Below are 14,266 nucleotides of genomic sequence, written 5' to 3'. Positions count from 1 at the left end.
CCTCCAGTTCCTCATCATGTCAGATACTCATCACAATGCCGCTTCAAGATGGGCAGGTCATACTCGTATCCTGATTGTGTCACACTCTCCACCACAGGATTAATACCCGTGCCTTCGAGATCAACTATACAGTACATTCTATCCTGTAATGATGATACACTTAGATTTTCGATAAAGTATGTATCAGGCAATAGCGTAATTTTCATCTGTCCCACCCACTCCTCTCCACCCTCATTATGGGCTAATGCATGTCTCAATACAGCTCGGTTACTCCCACAATCGAGTGACCTGCACCAACTTATGCGTCCCACTAAACTCCAACTGATAGATGTCCGGCATTGAAGTACTCTCCCAAAAATCATAACCGTATGAAGCATCATAATGTTGTAAAATTAGTGTCATTACATCTCCATGTGTTCCGATGGCTACCTTGTGACCGGAATGTTTATCCAGAATTTTTTCGATCACTGCTATCGCCCTTGAACGAGCCTCTTCACCAGACTCTCCACCAGGGTAAGCATACGCAGGATCACGGTACAAACGTTGCTTGGCTTCGCGAAAATTCTCATGTTTCACATCTGAACTCGACATCTGGCGTTCTCGGAGATCTTCCTCTGTTACCACAATTCCACCTGAACGATCTGCCAGAATCTGAAGTGTATCCACCGCTCGCCTGTAAGGGCTGGAATAGAACAGTTGAATCTGCTCCCCTTGGAGCAGACTGGCAACTGTCCCTGCATCTTGATGACCTTGTTCTGTCAGCCCACGCTCGCGCTCTTGTCCTGCAACATACCGAGACTCCGCATGTCTAACGAAATACAAAAACGTACTGGCCTCGCTCATCATCTGTCCGTCAACCCCTTCTTCTCAATGACAATCAGGCAGGTACTGTCTGGCAGAGGCGCAGGCTCACCATCTTCCTTCATGAAGAATATTCGTTCTCCAAGTGCTTCCGTATACCCCTCCTGGAGAAAATGTCGGAATGTAATAATCTCGGTTTGTTCGCCCAGCGCTTCTAGAATACAATTTTCATAGTCCGTTGGCGTGAAAATACCGAATTGCTCCTGAATCTCATGCACATATGCCTCTTCGCCCCACGTATAGGTGTATAGGAATTCCATCGCATCGTTGATTGGCATGACGACCTCGTTGTCTGATATCCGTTCATATTTTATCTCACGTCCCTGAAAATCCTCTGCATACCGCTCCAGCCAGCGCATGCCATCCGGTTCCAGGAAACGAATCCGGCGCTTTTGTGCCTCCGGTTCACTCATGATGCCATCCCGAATCAGAATTCTTCCTCCAGGTGACAGCACACGGAATGAACTTCTCAGCGCTGCCGCAACCGTATCGGAATTAAATCTTCGACCGTCCAGTTCGATATATGAATATAATTCATGCAGAATGGATGAAAAAATAACCGTATCCACGGTGCCCGGTTGTACATATTGCTCCAGTTGCAGTGCATCGCCCTTCATCACTTGCCAGCGATGTCCCTCGCGCTGTTTTTTGCGCTCCAGCGCTTCAATGACATTGGCTGAGATATCGATACCGATCGGCTCCACTTCCGGTTTTTCCAGCTCAATCAGATCGAGCAGAATTCCTCCACCTGGACCAATATCCAGTACCCGTTTACCGACGATATAATCGAGCAGTACTTTTTTATAATCACCGGAGCTGTTCATATCGGACAAATACGTCTCTTCGTTGTGGAACCGGTCATAGGCATCCCGACGCAATCCGAACAGGTCAAACAACAGTAATACAGCCTTCTCGTATAACGGCGATTTTTCCGCTTCAATACAGAATGCAATCAGCTTCTCCGCCGCTGGAGAAAATTCGAATGTTACAAACAGGGTATCGGACAGATCTGCATGACGTTCAATGCGATGGGTTAGATGGGGATAGACGATCTGCTCCCCGGAAGCAATCTGTTCCCATGCATACTGTTCCAGATATTTTTCAATCATTCGTTTCTTGTAAATGTTAAGCTTTTTGACGCCCTTGTAGTCGTAATACATCGTATTCATCAATGGTTCGAAGCTGATATGGCGAACGGTTTCAGATTGACCCTCCATGGATGTGGGATTCATACCTTCGCTGCGAAGCGTCAACAGGAATACTTTCACCATCTCTTGCAGCGAAAAATCCTGCATGGCTGACTCTACATACCATAACGTGCGATGAGCCAGCGGAGCCAGCGCGTGTTCTACATCCAGTTCCGTTTGGAGCTTGGCGTAAGCCGTATCCATCGCTTCTCCCTGCCGAATGGATGAACTTCTCAAGCGGGATAACCGTTCCATCACGCTCCAGTCCTCATGATCCGGTCCAGTGATAATCCAGCCTACAATTCGCTGCACCTCAGCATGAACCTGAACCCATAACGCTGGATCAACGCCTGCAATAATGCACTTATTTAATGCCATCAATATGGTGTGAAGTTCATCTGTAGTAAGCCATCCTTTGACGATCAAAGCGTGAAGCGGGGCATTCTCGGCAAATGGAATCTCGCCGCGTATGTATTGACCAATAAGTCCATGCGTAGCAATTAACGTGCGTATAATCTCATGCCTTGGTGCGTGTGAAGTCAGCACAGCATGCGCGCTTGTATCTGTACTCTTACTATAGGCACCACTCGGAGATCCAGGTTGATTGATACTCGTCTCCTTGATCTTACCGATGTCATTATCCAGATGCTCTGGCCCTGCGTATAGATCATATAACTGAGCGGACCCCACATTGTGCACAAACAGATTAACACCTTGCTTTTGCCATACCCGCCGCTGCTCCCGTGATCCGGCCTTCGCCGTCTCTGACCAGATTAATACGTCCTCCAGCACTTCTCGCACCCAAAAAGAAACCTGAAGCTTCTCCAGCACGTGCAGTGTACGCTCGGTGTAATCCAGCACCGGATTCGTGCCCTCAAGTTCGGCGATGGAATGAATGCGTTCGAGGTTAATGTGGGGCTGCTCTGCTGCTGCCAGCAGTTGCAGCCATTGCTGCTGGGCTTCCGGCTTGTTACCTGACTTGTATGATTGTATGGCCTTTAATGAATGCAGCATGATTATGTCCCCTCTCGTTCTCTACCCTACCTATATATAAAATCATTAGATTCGTCTATAAAAGTTGAACTAATTATTAACACGATTACGGAGAGGACAGAAAAAACCTGAAAAAGCGAAGCTAAAAGCTTTCTGCAAGAAAGCTGCATCGGAAGCATACGCTTCGCCTTTATCTCCGGATTTTCCCCTTTGGAAAAGGGAATCGAAAAATCTGGGGATAACAGCGATTGGAAGATTATTCTGTCATCGTAGTGTCTGTGTAAATAATCTTAAAGTTAACTTTTATAACAGACGAATTCGTTCCTGAACCAACTTGAGCAGCTGTTCCACCTCTTGAGCCGGCAGATCCTCGTCGAGACGCGCAGCAGCAACTGGCAGCATCCAGGATTCAATGGCTTCACGTGTAATCCCGGAAAGGTGCATATAATGTTGGATGTAATATTCAACCAGTAGTTCACGAGCCGTTTCAAAACCCATTCGTACAGCAGGGTCTGTACCTTCCGGCAATGTGCTGCTCATCAATATTACCCAGCTTCGAGCTACATCACCCGCAGGATCACCCGCCATGCCAGTCATCCAATCGATGACCCAGTATTGATCGCCAACTTCACTGAGCATAACATTATCGGGGTGAAAATCGCCATGACAGATCTGTTGTTGATCAGGCAATGTTGTTAAGTATGAGAGGATTCGCGCTTGATCACCCTCTGATAATAATCGAACATTGTGAATCGCTCCTGATAAAATCTGCTTCTGGGAGGGAAGTGTTCCTTCATCATCTCGCTCGCAATGAAGTCTGTAATGGCAGTCAGCCATTTTAAAAGCCAGCTGCTCCAGTAACTGAGGTTGCTGGATGATAAGGGATAACAAGGTAACCCCATGGAGTCGTTCAAAGACAATCCCTGCACGCGGCGTAGTATGTTCTATCAAGGATATTGCTTGTGGAACGGGTAGTCCTTTTCTGAATGCCAACTCACTTATTCTAAATTCATTCTGGACTGCTTCGAGTGGAAAATCTATTCGATATAACTTCATGATGTGCTCGTTCGAATATGCATAGATTTCCGCAGTTCTTCCCTGACCAATTCGCTCCATATCCATCCATCCTTTTACTCGAACTCACTTCCTCGGACTTTAGAGAACACCATACAATCGACTAGCGTACCTGTACTGTCCCGCCGCATCTTGCGCAGGATACCTTCCAGCGTATAACCCGCTCTTTCAGCTACTTTGACACTTCGCACGTTCCGAGCATCACAGCGGATCTCAAGCCGGTTTGCTTCCAGATGAGTAATGGCGAATTGCTCAATGCCTTTCACCGCTTCCGTCATCAAACCCTCACCACACCGCGATGTCCGAATCCAATAACCGATCTCAAAACAGCGTACATTCCAGTCGATGCGATGTAACCCGCTGCTGCCGACGAATTCATCCGTATGTCTATCGCGCAAATGTAACATCATATCGGTACGCTCCAGATATTTCAGTCTTGCTTTGCGAACGGTCACTTCAGACTCTTCCAATGAAGGGATCTTCTCGGCAAATGGTAACCACAACCGCAGCTGCTCCGCACTCTCACGGATTGCTTCATTAACAGCCTCACCGTCCCCCCACTGCGGAGCACGAATCGTGAGGCGTTCCGTGTGGAAGCTCTCGGGAATCGTTAGCATGATTGGATGAAATGAAGAAGGTTCTGTCATGGTTATATCTACTCCTCTACTTGAAATATGGAATCAATGATCAGCGGCAAATTATCCCTCACAGATACGGCACCGAATACCGAACGAGCGTGTACCCCCTGATCCCCAAACACCTCCATCATCAGATCCGAGAATCCATTCAGCACTTTATGATGCTCCTGATACGAAGCGGACGCGTTAATGAAGCCCTGCACTTTAACCACTCTCTTCACCCGATCCAATGACCCCAGCACGTCTCGAACAACAGCGAGCACTTCCAGTCCGGCATTGCGGGCAAACTCATATCCCTGCTCTGTTGTGAAGTCTGATCCCAGTTTGCCACGTTCGGAGGTATCTGGTCCTTTCCCGGATACATACATGATTCCATTAACAATAACGGCATTGGCATATTTCGCCGCAGGGGCACTGGCCTGTGGCAAAGTGATCCCCAGTTCATTCAATCTTGCTTCAATCATCGTATAATCGCTCCCTCTTATAAGGTCCTCACGGAACCCGATTCCTTGTATTCCTGCCTGTAAACTCTTGGTGATACCTGAACGGTTCGCTTAAACATCTTGCCAAAATGAGAGAAGTTACTGAAGCCGGCAAGCCAGGCGATGTCCGTGATGGATGCCTGACTTTCCCGCAGCAAACGCTGTGCTTCCTTCACCCGTAACAGATTCAGATAATCACTGAAGGTAAACCCCGTCGTTTGTTTGAATAATCGACTCAGATAATGCGGACTAATGCGAAACATACGCGCCACCTCCGGCAGTGTCAGCGGCTTCTGATAGTTCTCATTCAGGTAACGAACAACGGCCTGTGTCTTGGGATGAAGAACCGGCTCACGAGCATCCGAGCATAACCTGCCCTGATGCTGATTACGATAGGCATGCAACAACAATTCAATAGCCCGGTGACGTAATAACAGATTGCTTCCAGGTTGGGGATGAAGCATCTCATTAACCATTTCGCTCACCATCCGCTCCATGACCTCCGTGACCTGTGAAGGAAACCTTACAATGGGGATCTCCCAGCAGAAGGGTTCCTTCAAGGCTTCAACTAACTCCCTTGAAATAGCCATACTTGCAAAAAGCTCAGGCTTCAGATACAGCACCATCCGCTCATGGTCGGGCATGCCACTCTCCAATGTCTTATGCACCGTATTTCGGTCAACAAACACCAGGTCACCAGCCTTTACCCGGTAGGTCCGATCCTTGATGAAATAGATACGCTCGCCAGACAACAGGTAATACAACTCATAATGATCATGCAGGTGGTCATCCGTCATCGAGAAATATCCAATGCGACGATCATATTCAATATGTAGTAAATCCGTGGGATCATGAAAATCTGCACTGAAAGGTTCTGTCATGTCGGCCTCTCTCCTTTCCATAAATTATAGCAAAATATGCGGCATTTGAAAGCGGTTACGCATAAAATGCGGCGAAAGAAGTACTCCCTTGTTATAGTCTAGAGCTATATTCAAGGAGGCGATAGACATGAGTAATAACAAGAAACGTTATGTGTTAGTCGGAACCGGCGGCCGTGCCGAATTTTTTTATGGTGCGTTGACCCGGGATTACAGGGATACCTCCGAGCTGGTTGGCTTTTGTGATATAAATCAAGTCCGCATGAATTACGCGAATCAACTGTTGAAGGAAAAGTATAATTATCCCGAGGTAGCCACTTATCCTGCAGATCAGTTTGATCAGATGATTGAGAACGAGAAACCTGACTATGTCATCGTAACCAGTGTTGACCGTACCCATCACAAGTACATCATTCGCGCCATGGAACTGGGTTGTGACGTTGTAACCGAGAAACCGATGACGATCGATGAGGAGAAATGTCAGGACATTCTGGATGCCGTCAAGCGGACTGGCCAGAACGTCAGAGTCACCTTTAACTACCGTTATGCACCGCACCATACGAAGATTCGGGAACTTATTCTGGATAATACCATCGGGAAAGTAACTTCCGTTCACTTCGAATGGCTGTTGAATACCCGCCACGGGGCGGATTATTTCCGTCGCTGGCATCGGGACAAGCGCAATAGCGGCGGACTGCTTGTACACAAATCCACCCATCACTTCGACTTGGTGAATTTCTGGATTGGCTCGCAACCGGAGACCGTGTTTGCATTCGGTGATCTGATGTATTACGGCAGAGAAAACGCAGAAGAACGCGGTGTAACGCAGTTCTACACTCGGGCAACAGGCAATCCGATTGCGAAGGAAGATCCGTTTGCACTGCACTTGGATTCGGATGCTCATATGAAGTCCATGTATCTGGATGCCGAATCAGAAGATGGTTATCAGCGGGACCAGAGTGTATTTGGGGATGGCATCAATATTGAGGATACGATGGGCGTTCTTGTGAAGTATCGAAACAAAGCCATTCTGACTTACTCCCTCGTTGCCTATCAGCCATGGGAAGGTTACCGCATTGCCATTAATGGCACCAAAGGACGGATTGAGATGAATATTGTGGAGCAATCCTATGTCAATTCTTTGGGTGATAAAAGCAAGGAAGGTGCATTAATCGGTAAAACGTTGCGGGTCCTTCCGATGTTCGGTGCGCCATATGAGGTTGAAGTGGAGGAGAAAGCAGGTGGACACGGCGGTGGTGACCCGGTGCTACTGAATGATTTGTTTGGAGAGCCTGTAGAAGATCCGTTCCATCGCGCAGCTAATCACGTGGACGGTGCAAGATCCATTCTGACGGGTATTGCGGCCAATCGCGCCATCGCCACGGGCTTGCCTGTGAACGTCAACAATCTGGTTCGTTTCTAAGTCTCCCAGGTCCGCACTATATTATTAATTTCATTAGAAGGCTGCGCATATCACGCAGTCTTTTTTTATATTTTTATACTTACTCTGCACGCAAGTTGACCCGGTAAAAGGAGGAAATCCATGTTCTTCTCTTTAAAAAACCGCCTGATTGCCTTTATCGTTGTCCTGTTTGTCCTCGCTTTTGGTACACTCTCCTACCTGCTCTTCAAGGAATCTCGCACGGTCATTCGCTCTTATATCGAATCCTCTGCTCTTGAGAAAATGGAGGAATACGGTTCATACGTAGACATGGTGCAGATGCAGATCTATGATGTCGCCTCACTTGTTTTCAACAGTGATATGGGCAAGAACTGGGATAACGCGATCGGTGATCCTAACCTTCCGGAAGGAGAAAAGATGCTGGCCAACCTCGCGATGAGCCGTTTTCTCACGCAGGCAACCAACAGTTACACCAGTATCTCGGATGTATCCATCTATCGACGGAATGGACTGCGAATTGGCAGCGAGAATCAGGTAGCGTACGATCCTGCCTTTGTACAAGAATCCTGGTACACGAATTTCTATTCGTTGGGGGAACGCTGGTTACCTGCACACACCGATCAGCATGAACGTGTCAGAGACCATGGCAATCCGGTGGTCAGTCTGCTGATGCCTATTGGCACCTTTCATCATGCTACAGCGCAGAATGTCATGAAGGTGAATGTCAGTGAATCCTATTTTCTGGAACCGCTCCGGCGTATACATCTGGCGGAGAATAGCACTATTTTTCTACTGGGCGAGCAAGGAAATCCCATTCTGTCACAGCAAGTAGACACGTTGGGTGCTGTAGCTACCGCAGAGATCAATCGGTTTCGAAACAGCCCGCTCAAATCCGGTGTGGCATACCTCACCAACCATGAAGGACAGCGAGACATCCTTGTTTTCAAGAAACTGGGACGTACTGGCTGGATGTTGGCGGGTCTGGCACCTGAAAAAGAAATGTATCTCTCTCTCCATAAGCTTCAAAGCACGATTGTGGTGGTGACAGTTGCCCTGATTCTGGTCTCCCTTTTGGCTGCTGCATGGTTATCCCACGGCGTAACCAAACCTTTGACCAGACTGGTGCTGGCGATGAGACAGGTTCAACGAGGTGCTTTTGACCAAGCGGATTCACTTCTGCCTCCAGATAAAAATGTAAAGAGTGAGATCAGTTATGTCATCTTTACCTTCCGTTATATGATCAGTCAGCTGCGACAGCATATCCAGAATGAATTTGAGTTGAAGCTGCTCCGCCAGCAAGCAGAGTATAAAGCACTTCTTATACAGATTAATCCTCATTTTATGTTTAATACCCTGGAACTCGTGAGCAGTCTTGCCATTCAGCGTAGAACGGATGATACGGTTCAGGTCATTGAGGATTTGGGTAAAATGATGCGCTTTTCCATTAACACCAATGACGATCTTGTTCCCCTAACGGAAGAGCTGGATTATGTGCAGCGTTATATCTCTATTTTGCAGACCCGTTTCGGTCATAAGCTCGACATTTCGATAACAAAGGAAGGCACACTGAACGCCTTGGTCATCATCAAGTTTATTCTTCAGCCACTTATTGAAAATGCAGTGAAATACAGCTTCCAGCATCAGACAACAGCTCAGGTCCAGATACGGATCAACCGACTAAATGATCGTCTGCATATCCGCGTTTCCGACAACGGACCGGGTATTCCAACAGAGATAATCCATAAAATGCATCACCCTGTTGCTTCCCCCTCATTGGAATCCATATTGCTTAATGAAGGCTGGCATATTGGACTTGGCAATGTGATTGCTCGTTGCCGCCTGCATTATGGTGCCTTGTTCACGGTTCATATGATGAACGATGAGAGCAGTGGGGCATGTATAGAACTGATTTTACCCGTACAGGAGGAATATGATGTACAACGTATTAATCGCAGATGACGAGATTGAAGTTCGCGAAGGGTTGAAATTGAAAGTCGATTGGCATGGCATGGGCTTTGTCATAACAGGAGAAGCCGCTAACGGAATCGAAGCGGATGAACTTTTACAATCTGAACATTTTGACTTGCTGATTACCGATATGAATATGCCTGTTATGGATGGCGTCCGATTATTGGATGTCTGCCGCAGTTATAATCCTTCCATTCAGATTGTTATTATCACCGGTTATGAAGATTTTCAATATGCCAGAGCAGGTGTCCGTAGCCAGGTGATGGATTATTTACTGAAACCTGTAACCCGGGATGAATTGAAAGCCACATTAGGCAAAATCAAAGCGGATCTGGATGAACAACGTAAATTGCGAGGCGATTCCGAATTGCTGCAATGGCGACTCTCTCAGTATTACCGGGAAATGAAAGAACGTTTCCTTCTTGATCTCGTCAAAGGCAATCGCCTACCACCTTCCTCAATGCCAGAACGGCTGAGACTGTTCCATCTCGAATCATGGCAGGATCAGAAGGTCTGTTTCATCACCGCGAGTATACGTCAATCGGACAAGCAGGATCTTCAAGAAGATCGCTCACACGAGCAGATGCATCTTCCTTTCGAGATGGTATGTTATGAAATCGCTCAGTCAGATTCAGACAATGTCCAGGTATTTCATGATTCGGCACACGCAGGGATCATGCATTTCATGACACCAGACGGTGTACAACACGAATTCATCCAGCAGCTCGTGGGACTTACGGCATCCGTTTTTTCCATGAATATTAGGGTTGGGATTGGACGATCGGTATCTGGACTTGAGCACTGGAAAGAAGGTTATATCCATTCCCTTCTGGCTTGGAATTCAGCTGAACGGGCTGTTAGCGGGCTGAACCCTCAGGCAGGAACAGACTATAGTCCATTACTGCCTGAAGAAACGACACGCACGCTGCATCGATGCCTCATTCGTGGAGAGCTGGACTCCTTCCGCAGCATCATCCACAAGGAGATTCACGAGGCATTCCAGCTCTCTCCCTCCCGAATGACACGAAGTATTTTTCAAATTTCACTGTTGATGGATTATCCTATGGCTCCGGAATGGATACTTTGGCTTAAGACGCCAGATCAAGCAGAACGCTTATTAATGCAATGGGCTCAAGACTTCCTGGGTCGACAAATTCCCTCGGAAAATGGGAATGGGACGGTTATAGAGTTAGCCAAGCGATATATCGAAGAGAACTACATGCAGGAGCTCACGCTGACGTTACTCGCTGAACGATTCAACTATTACCCTACCTATTTCTCCGAATTGTTTAAGGAAGGGGCAGGTACCTCTTTCGTTCAATATGTGACAGGCGTTCGGATGAATCATGCCTTGCAACTGCTGAGGGATACCCAATTAACGGTATGGGATATTACTGAACTGACAGGTTTCAGTTCGCCAAGTTATTTCAGTTCGAAATTCAAAAGAATGTTCAACATGAGTCCTTCAGACTATCGGCTGCAACATTCCGAAAAAATCGATAACCATGATCCGAAGAAATAAGATTCAAGCTTCTGCCCTTCCCCGGTATGATGTGGTTACCAAGAGAACGCCGCATGTTGTAAGCGGATTCACAATGGGTAACCATGAATTTTATCCATGCAGAAGGGAGGCACATGATGAAAAAACAGACCAAGCCCTTATACGGTCAGCAGAATACCACAGCCTACTTGTTTCTTCTGCCTTGGCTGATCGGGCTCTTCAGTCTGACACTGGGACCGATGATTGCGTCCCTATACTTATCCATGACCAAATTCAATCTGCTGTCATCACCGACTTGGACTGGACTTAGCAACTATGTTCACATCTTTACCGAGGATGATACCTTTCGCAGGTCCCTGGGGCTGACATTTTATTATGTCTTTTTATCCGTTCCCCTAAGACTTGCCTTTGCTCTACTGGTGGCAATGGCGCTGAACAAAGGAATTCGAGCCCTTGGCATCTACCGGACCGTATATTACATCCCTTCCCTATTGGGCGGTAGCGTCGCGATCGCAATCGTCTGGCGTCAACTTTTTGAGGGAAACGGACTGGTCAACCAGTTTCTAAGCTGGTTTGGTATCTCGGGTCCATCCTGGATTGCGCATCCGGATTATGTGGTTTATACCATCATCACGCTATCCGTATGGCAATTCGGGTCTGCCATGGTCATCTTTCTTGCGGGTCTGAAACAGATCCCGGCAGATTTGTATGAAGCTTCCGATGTCGATGGAGCGGGAAAGATACGTCAATTTTTCGGAATCACACTGCCCATGCTCTCCCCCGTTATCTTTTTTAACCTGATCATGAGCATGATCAATTCATTCCAGGCGTTTACACCCGCTTACGTGATCGGAGATGGCCGCGGGGGTCCACTCGACGCAACAATGTTCTATACCTTGTACTTGTATCTGAAAGGTTTCTCATTCTTTGATATGGGTTATGCTTCGGCTCTGGCTTGGATCATGTTGGTCATTATCGGGGTATTCACCGCAATCGTCTTTGTTACATCCCGATTTTGGGTGTTCTACGGGGATAATCAGGAGGGGAGGTAATGCATATGCCAATCAAACGACAACTGGTTCAGGCCGGGAGGCATGCCACCATTATACTTTTCGGTCTGCTGATGTTATATCCTGTACTATGGTTAATTCTCAGTTCGTTTAAACCGAACCATCTCATTTTCACCAGTGGCAGTCTTTTCCCAACCAGCTTCACGCTGGAGCACTATATTAATGGCTGGAAAGGTCTGCAGGGCATCTCCTTTGGCCGTTTCTTTGGCAACTCCGTGCTGATCTCGGTCATGAGTGTGCTGGGTAATGTGATCTCCTGTTCCCTTGCAGCCTTTGCTTTCTCCAGATTGAAGTTCAGATTCAAAGGCCTGTGGTTCAGCATGATGTTGATCACGATTATGTTGCCTTACCATGTTACTCTGGTGCCCCAGTACATTCTCTATAATGAGCTTCAATGGATTAATACGTATTTCCCGCTGATTCTGCCCAAGTGGCTCGCACAGGATTCCTTCTTCATCTTGCTCATGGTTCAATTCATACGCGGTATACCGCGGGAACTGGACGAGAGTGCAACCATTGACGGTTGTGGGCAATCACAGATCTTTTTCAGAATCGTAGTGCCTCTTCTCGTTCCGGCACTGATTACAACAGCGATCTTCACCTTCCTGTGGAGCTGGGATGACTTTTTCAGCCAGATGATCTATCTGAGCAAAATTGATCTGTTCACCGTGCAGCTGGGCATCCGGTCTCTCTTTGATCCCTCAGGACAATCCGATTGGGGCGCATTGCTTGCCATGTCTACTCTGTCACTGCTTCCCGTGACCATTATCTTTTTACTGTTTCAACGATATTTTCTTGAAGGCATTGCGACAACAGGTCTGAAGTAACAACACGTTTCTCATTATCCATAGTCAGGGGGATTCACCATGTTCAAACGTTTCTTGATCGGTATAATCACTTCACTTTTGTTATTCGTAACAGCTTGCTCTGGAACAGACCATACAGGTGCTACTGATAATACAGGCGATGGTAATAACAATGGAACTACCGAGAATGGACAGGTCGAACTTCGCATCATGTGGTGGGGGGACCAGAAACGGGCAGATATTACGAATGAAGCCCTGAAGATCTTTCAGGCAAAACATCCGGATATTAAAATTTCAGGTGAATTTGCACCCTCCTCTGGATATTTCGACAAGCTGAATACCCAGTTGGCATCAGGCACAGCACCGGATATCTTTTTCCTCGGTGGAAATGTCGTTGATTATGCCAAAAAAGATGTCCTGCTCAATCTGGACCCCTACGTAGGCAATGAACTGAATCTGGACGGTATGGATGAAACCATGATTGAATACGGACGTCTCGACGGGAAGCTGCAACATATTTCTGCCGGTGCGAACGCACGTGGAATTGTTGTAAACAAGGCACTCTTTGAGAAGGCCGGCGTGCCTTTGCCCGCTTCAGATTGGAACTGGGCAGACTATGCCGCCATCAGCAAGGAGTTGTCCGACAAACTCGGAGACGGCTTTTATGGAACCTACAATTTCACCGTCGACGGGATGGATATTTTTCTGAAACAACGCGGCAAACAGCTGTATGATATGAAAAACGGTACACTCGGATTCACTCAGGAAGACATGCTGGAATGGTTCCGGTATTGGGAAAAGACTTCGGCATCCGGCGGTGTAGTCACACCGGAATTGCAGGTTTCCAATCCCCATGATGACACAAGTAAATCCCTGTTGATCACAGGCAAAGCAGCCATGACCTTACTTCCGTCCAACCAATTGGCTGCGTTCCAGAGCTTGACTGAAGACCCTCTGGTTCTTCTCCCTGTGCCCCGAGGTCCTAAGGGAACGGGTGTTGTATTTGAATCCAGTCAGGGATTATCAGGGTATGCCAATACCAAACATCCGAAGGAAGTGGCAATATTAATGGACTTCTGGATTCATGATCCTGAAGCAGCCAAAATCCTCGGTAATGACCGCGGCGTGCCCGTTACGGAAGCCAATCGTAATCTTCTTCAGGAAGGTGCAGGTCCTGTGGAGGAGATTGTCTATAATTATACGAGCCTTGTCTCCGAAGCTACGAAGACTGAACCTTTTGACGTAAGCTACAACCCGCCTGGGTTTGCAGAGTTCTCCAAATTAGCTCAGACAACGAATCAGGAGATCGGATTTGGACGAAAAAGTGTGGAACAGGCTGTCTCGGACTTCTATAACGGGACCGTTCGCATCTTTGAGTCGAATCAATAAGCAGACGCTGTGAGGAG

The 14,266-nt window shown here is 47.3% G+C and carries 13 protein-coding genes; 6 read left to right on the top strand and 7 right to left on the bottom strand.

The genetic code is table 11. The annotated features are described in order from the left end of the window. Positions 1–14: 14 nt before the first annotated feature. The 7 genes from ACTHPG_RS07535 to ACTHPG_RS07505 all read right to left on the bottom strand — a co-directional run bounded on the left by ACTHPG_RS07535 (position 15) and on the right by ACTHPG_RS07505 (position 6,116). Complete coding sequence (locus ACTHPG_RS07535; RefSeq protein WP_440388493.1) at positions 15–257, bottom strand: hypothetical protein; 243 nt, start codon at positions 255–257, stop codon at positions 15–17. Positions 258–267: 10 nt separating this feature from the next. After that, a complete protein-coding gene (locus tag ACTHPG_RS07530) occupies positions 268–846 on the bottom strand; it encodes a histidine phosphatase family protein (protein ID WP_440388492.1) in 579 nt (192 codons plus the stop codon). Beyond that, a complete protein-coding gene (locus ACTHPG_RS07525; protein ID WP_440388491.1) occupies positions 843–3,062 on the bottom strand; it encodes a class I SAM-dependent methyltransferase in 2,220 nt (739 codons plus the stop codon). Before ACTHPG_RS07525 ends, ACTHPG_RS07530 begins: the two co-directional genes overlap by 4 nt. A gap of 282 nt (positions 3,063–3,344) precedes the next feature. Further along, positions 3,345–4,157, bottom strand: a complete 813-nt coding sequence (locus ACTHPG_RS07520) for a phosphotransferase family protein (RefSeq protein WP_440388490.1) — start codon at positions 4,155–4,157, stop codon at positions 3,345–3,347. A gap of 14 nt (positions 4,158–4,171) precedes the next feature. Continuing rightward, on the bottom strand, positions 4,172–4,762 hold the full coding sequence (locus tag ACTHPG_RS07515) for a GNAT family N-acetyltransferase (RefSeq protein ID WP_440388489.1): 591 nt from the start codon (positions 4,760–4,762) through the stop codon (positions 4,172–4,174). A gap of 8 nt (positions 4,763–4,770) precedes the next feature. Further along, complete coding sequence (locus ACTHPG_RS07510) at positions 4,771–5,217, bottom strand: RidA family protein (protein ID WP_440388488.1); 447 nt, start codon at positions 5,215–5,217, stop codon at positions 4,771–4,773. Positions 5,218–5,234: 17 nt separating this feature from the next. Then, a complete protein-coding gene (locus tag ACTHPG_RS07505; protein ID WP_440388487.1) occupies positions 5,235–6,116 on the bottom strand; it encodes a helix-turn-helix domain-containing protein in 882 nt (293 codons plus the stop codon). A 127-nt stretch (positions 6,117–6,243) separates the two neighbouring features. Between ACTHPG_RS07505 and ACTHPG_RS07500 the strand changes: the two genes are divergently transcribed. From ACTHPG_RS07500 to ACTHPG_RS07475, 6 genes are all read left to right on the top strand, one after another. After that, entirely contained in the window at positions 6,244–7,536 is a 1,293-nt protein-coding gene (locus ACTHPG_RS07500) for a Gfo/Idh/MocA family oxidoreductase (RefSeq protein WP_440388485.1), read from the top strand. Positions 7,537–7,656: 120 nt separating this feature from the next. After that, positions 7,657–9,474 (top strand): sensor histidine kinase, encoded by a 1,818-nt coding sequence (locus tag ACTHPG_RS07495; protein ID WP_440388484.1) that lies wholly within the window; start codon positions 7,657–7,659, stop codon positions 9,472–9,474. Then, complete coding sequence (locus tag ACTHPG_RS07490) at positions 9,449–11,005, top strand: response regulator transcription factor (RefSeq protein WP_440388483.1); 1,557 nt, start codon at positions 9,449–9,451, stop codon at positions 11,003–11,005. The genes ACTHPG_RS07495 and ACTHPG_RS07490 overlap by 26 nt, the downstream gene beginning before the upstream one ends. Before the next feature lie 116 nt (positions 11,006–11,121). Further along, positions 11,122–12,036: a carbohydrate ABC transporter permease gene (locus tag ACTHPG_RS07485; protein WP_440390170.1), complete on the top strand. Its 915-nt coding sequence runs from the start codon at positions 11,122–11,124 to the stop codon at positions 12,034–12,036. A 5-nt stretch (positions 12,037–12,041) separates the two neighbouring features. Further along, positions 12,042–12,881, top strand: coding sequence for a carbohydrate ABC transporter permease (locus ACTHPG_RS07480; protein WP_440388482.1), 840 nt, complete (start codon positions 12,042–12,044; stop codon positions 12,879–12,881). Between the two features lie 39 nt (positions 12,882–12,920). Further along, the gene (locus tag ACTHPG_RS07475) at positions 12,921–14,249 is read left to right on the top strand and encodes an ABC transporter substrate-binding protein (RefSeq protein WP_440388481.1); all 1,329 of its coding nucleotides are present in this window, start codon (positions 12,921–12,923) and stop codon (positions 14,247–14,249) included. The last annotated feature ends 17 nt before the right edge of the window (positions 14,250–14,266 follow it).

The organism is Paenibacillus sp. SAF-068 (genome assembly GCF_051967555.1).
Classification (GTDB): Bacteria; Bacillota; Bacilli; order Paenibacillales; family Paenibacillaceae; genus Paenibacillus.
Note: the sequence above shows the minus strand (reverse complement) of the source record. Positions and strands in the feature narration are given on the sequence as shown.

What these genes read in the sequence shown, in the direction of transcription:
- ACTHPG_RS07530 (WP_440388492.1), bottom strand. Translation starts at nt 846, where the DNA reads ATGATGAGCGAGGCCAGTACGTTTTTGTATTTCGTTAGACATGCGGAG.
- ACTHPG_RS07525 (WP_440388491.1), bottom strand. Translation starts at nt 3,062, where the DNA reads ATGCTGCATTCATTAAAGGCCATACAATCATACAAGTCAGGTAACAAG.
- ACTHPG_RS07520 (WP_440388490.1), bottom strand. Translation starts at nt 4,157, where the DNA reads ATGGAGCGAATTGGTCAGGGAAGAACTGCGGAAATCTATGCATATTCG.
- ACTHPG_RS07515 (WP_440388489.1), bottom strand. Translation starts at nt 4,762, where the DNA reads ATGACAGAACCTTCTTCATTTCATCCAATCATGCTAACGATTCCCGAG.
- ACTHPG_RS07510 (WP_440388488.1), bottom strand. Translation starts at nt 5,217, where the DNA reads ATGATTGAAGCAAGATTGAATGAACTGGGGATCACTTTGCCACAGGCC.
- ACTHPG_RS07505 (WP_440388487.1), bottom strand. Translation starts at nt 6,116, where the DNA reads ATGACAGAACCTTTCAGTGCAGATTTTCATGATCCCACGGATTTACTA.
- ACTHPG_RS07500 (WP_440388485.1), top strand. Translation starts at nt 6,244, where the DNA reads ATGAGTAATAACAAGAAACGTTATGTGTTAGTCGGAACCGGCGGCCGT.
- ACTHPG_RS07495 (WP_440388484.1), top strand. Translation starts at nt 7,657, where the DNA reads ATGTTCTTCTCTTTAAAAAACCGCCTGATTGCCTTTATCGTTGTCCTG.
- ACTHPG_RS07490 (WP_440388483.1), top strand. Translation starts at nt 9,449, where the DNA reads ATGTACAACGTATTAATCGCAGATGACGAGATTGAAGTTCGCGAAGGG.
- ACTHPG_RS07485 (WP_440390170.1), top strand. Translation starts at nt 11,122, where the DNA reads ATGAAAAAACAGACCAAGCCCTTATACGGTCAGCAGAATACCACAGCC.
- ACTHPG_RS07480 (WP_440388482.1), top strand. Translation starts at nt 12,042, where the DNA reads ATGCCAATCAAACGACAACTGGTTCAGGCCGGGAGGCATGCCACCATT.
- ACTHPG_RS07475 (WP_440388481.1), top strand. Translation starts at nt 12,921, where the DNA reads ATGTTCAAACGTTTCTTGATCGGTATAATCACTTCACTTTTGTTATTC.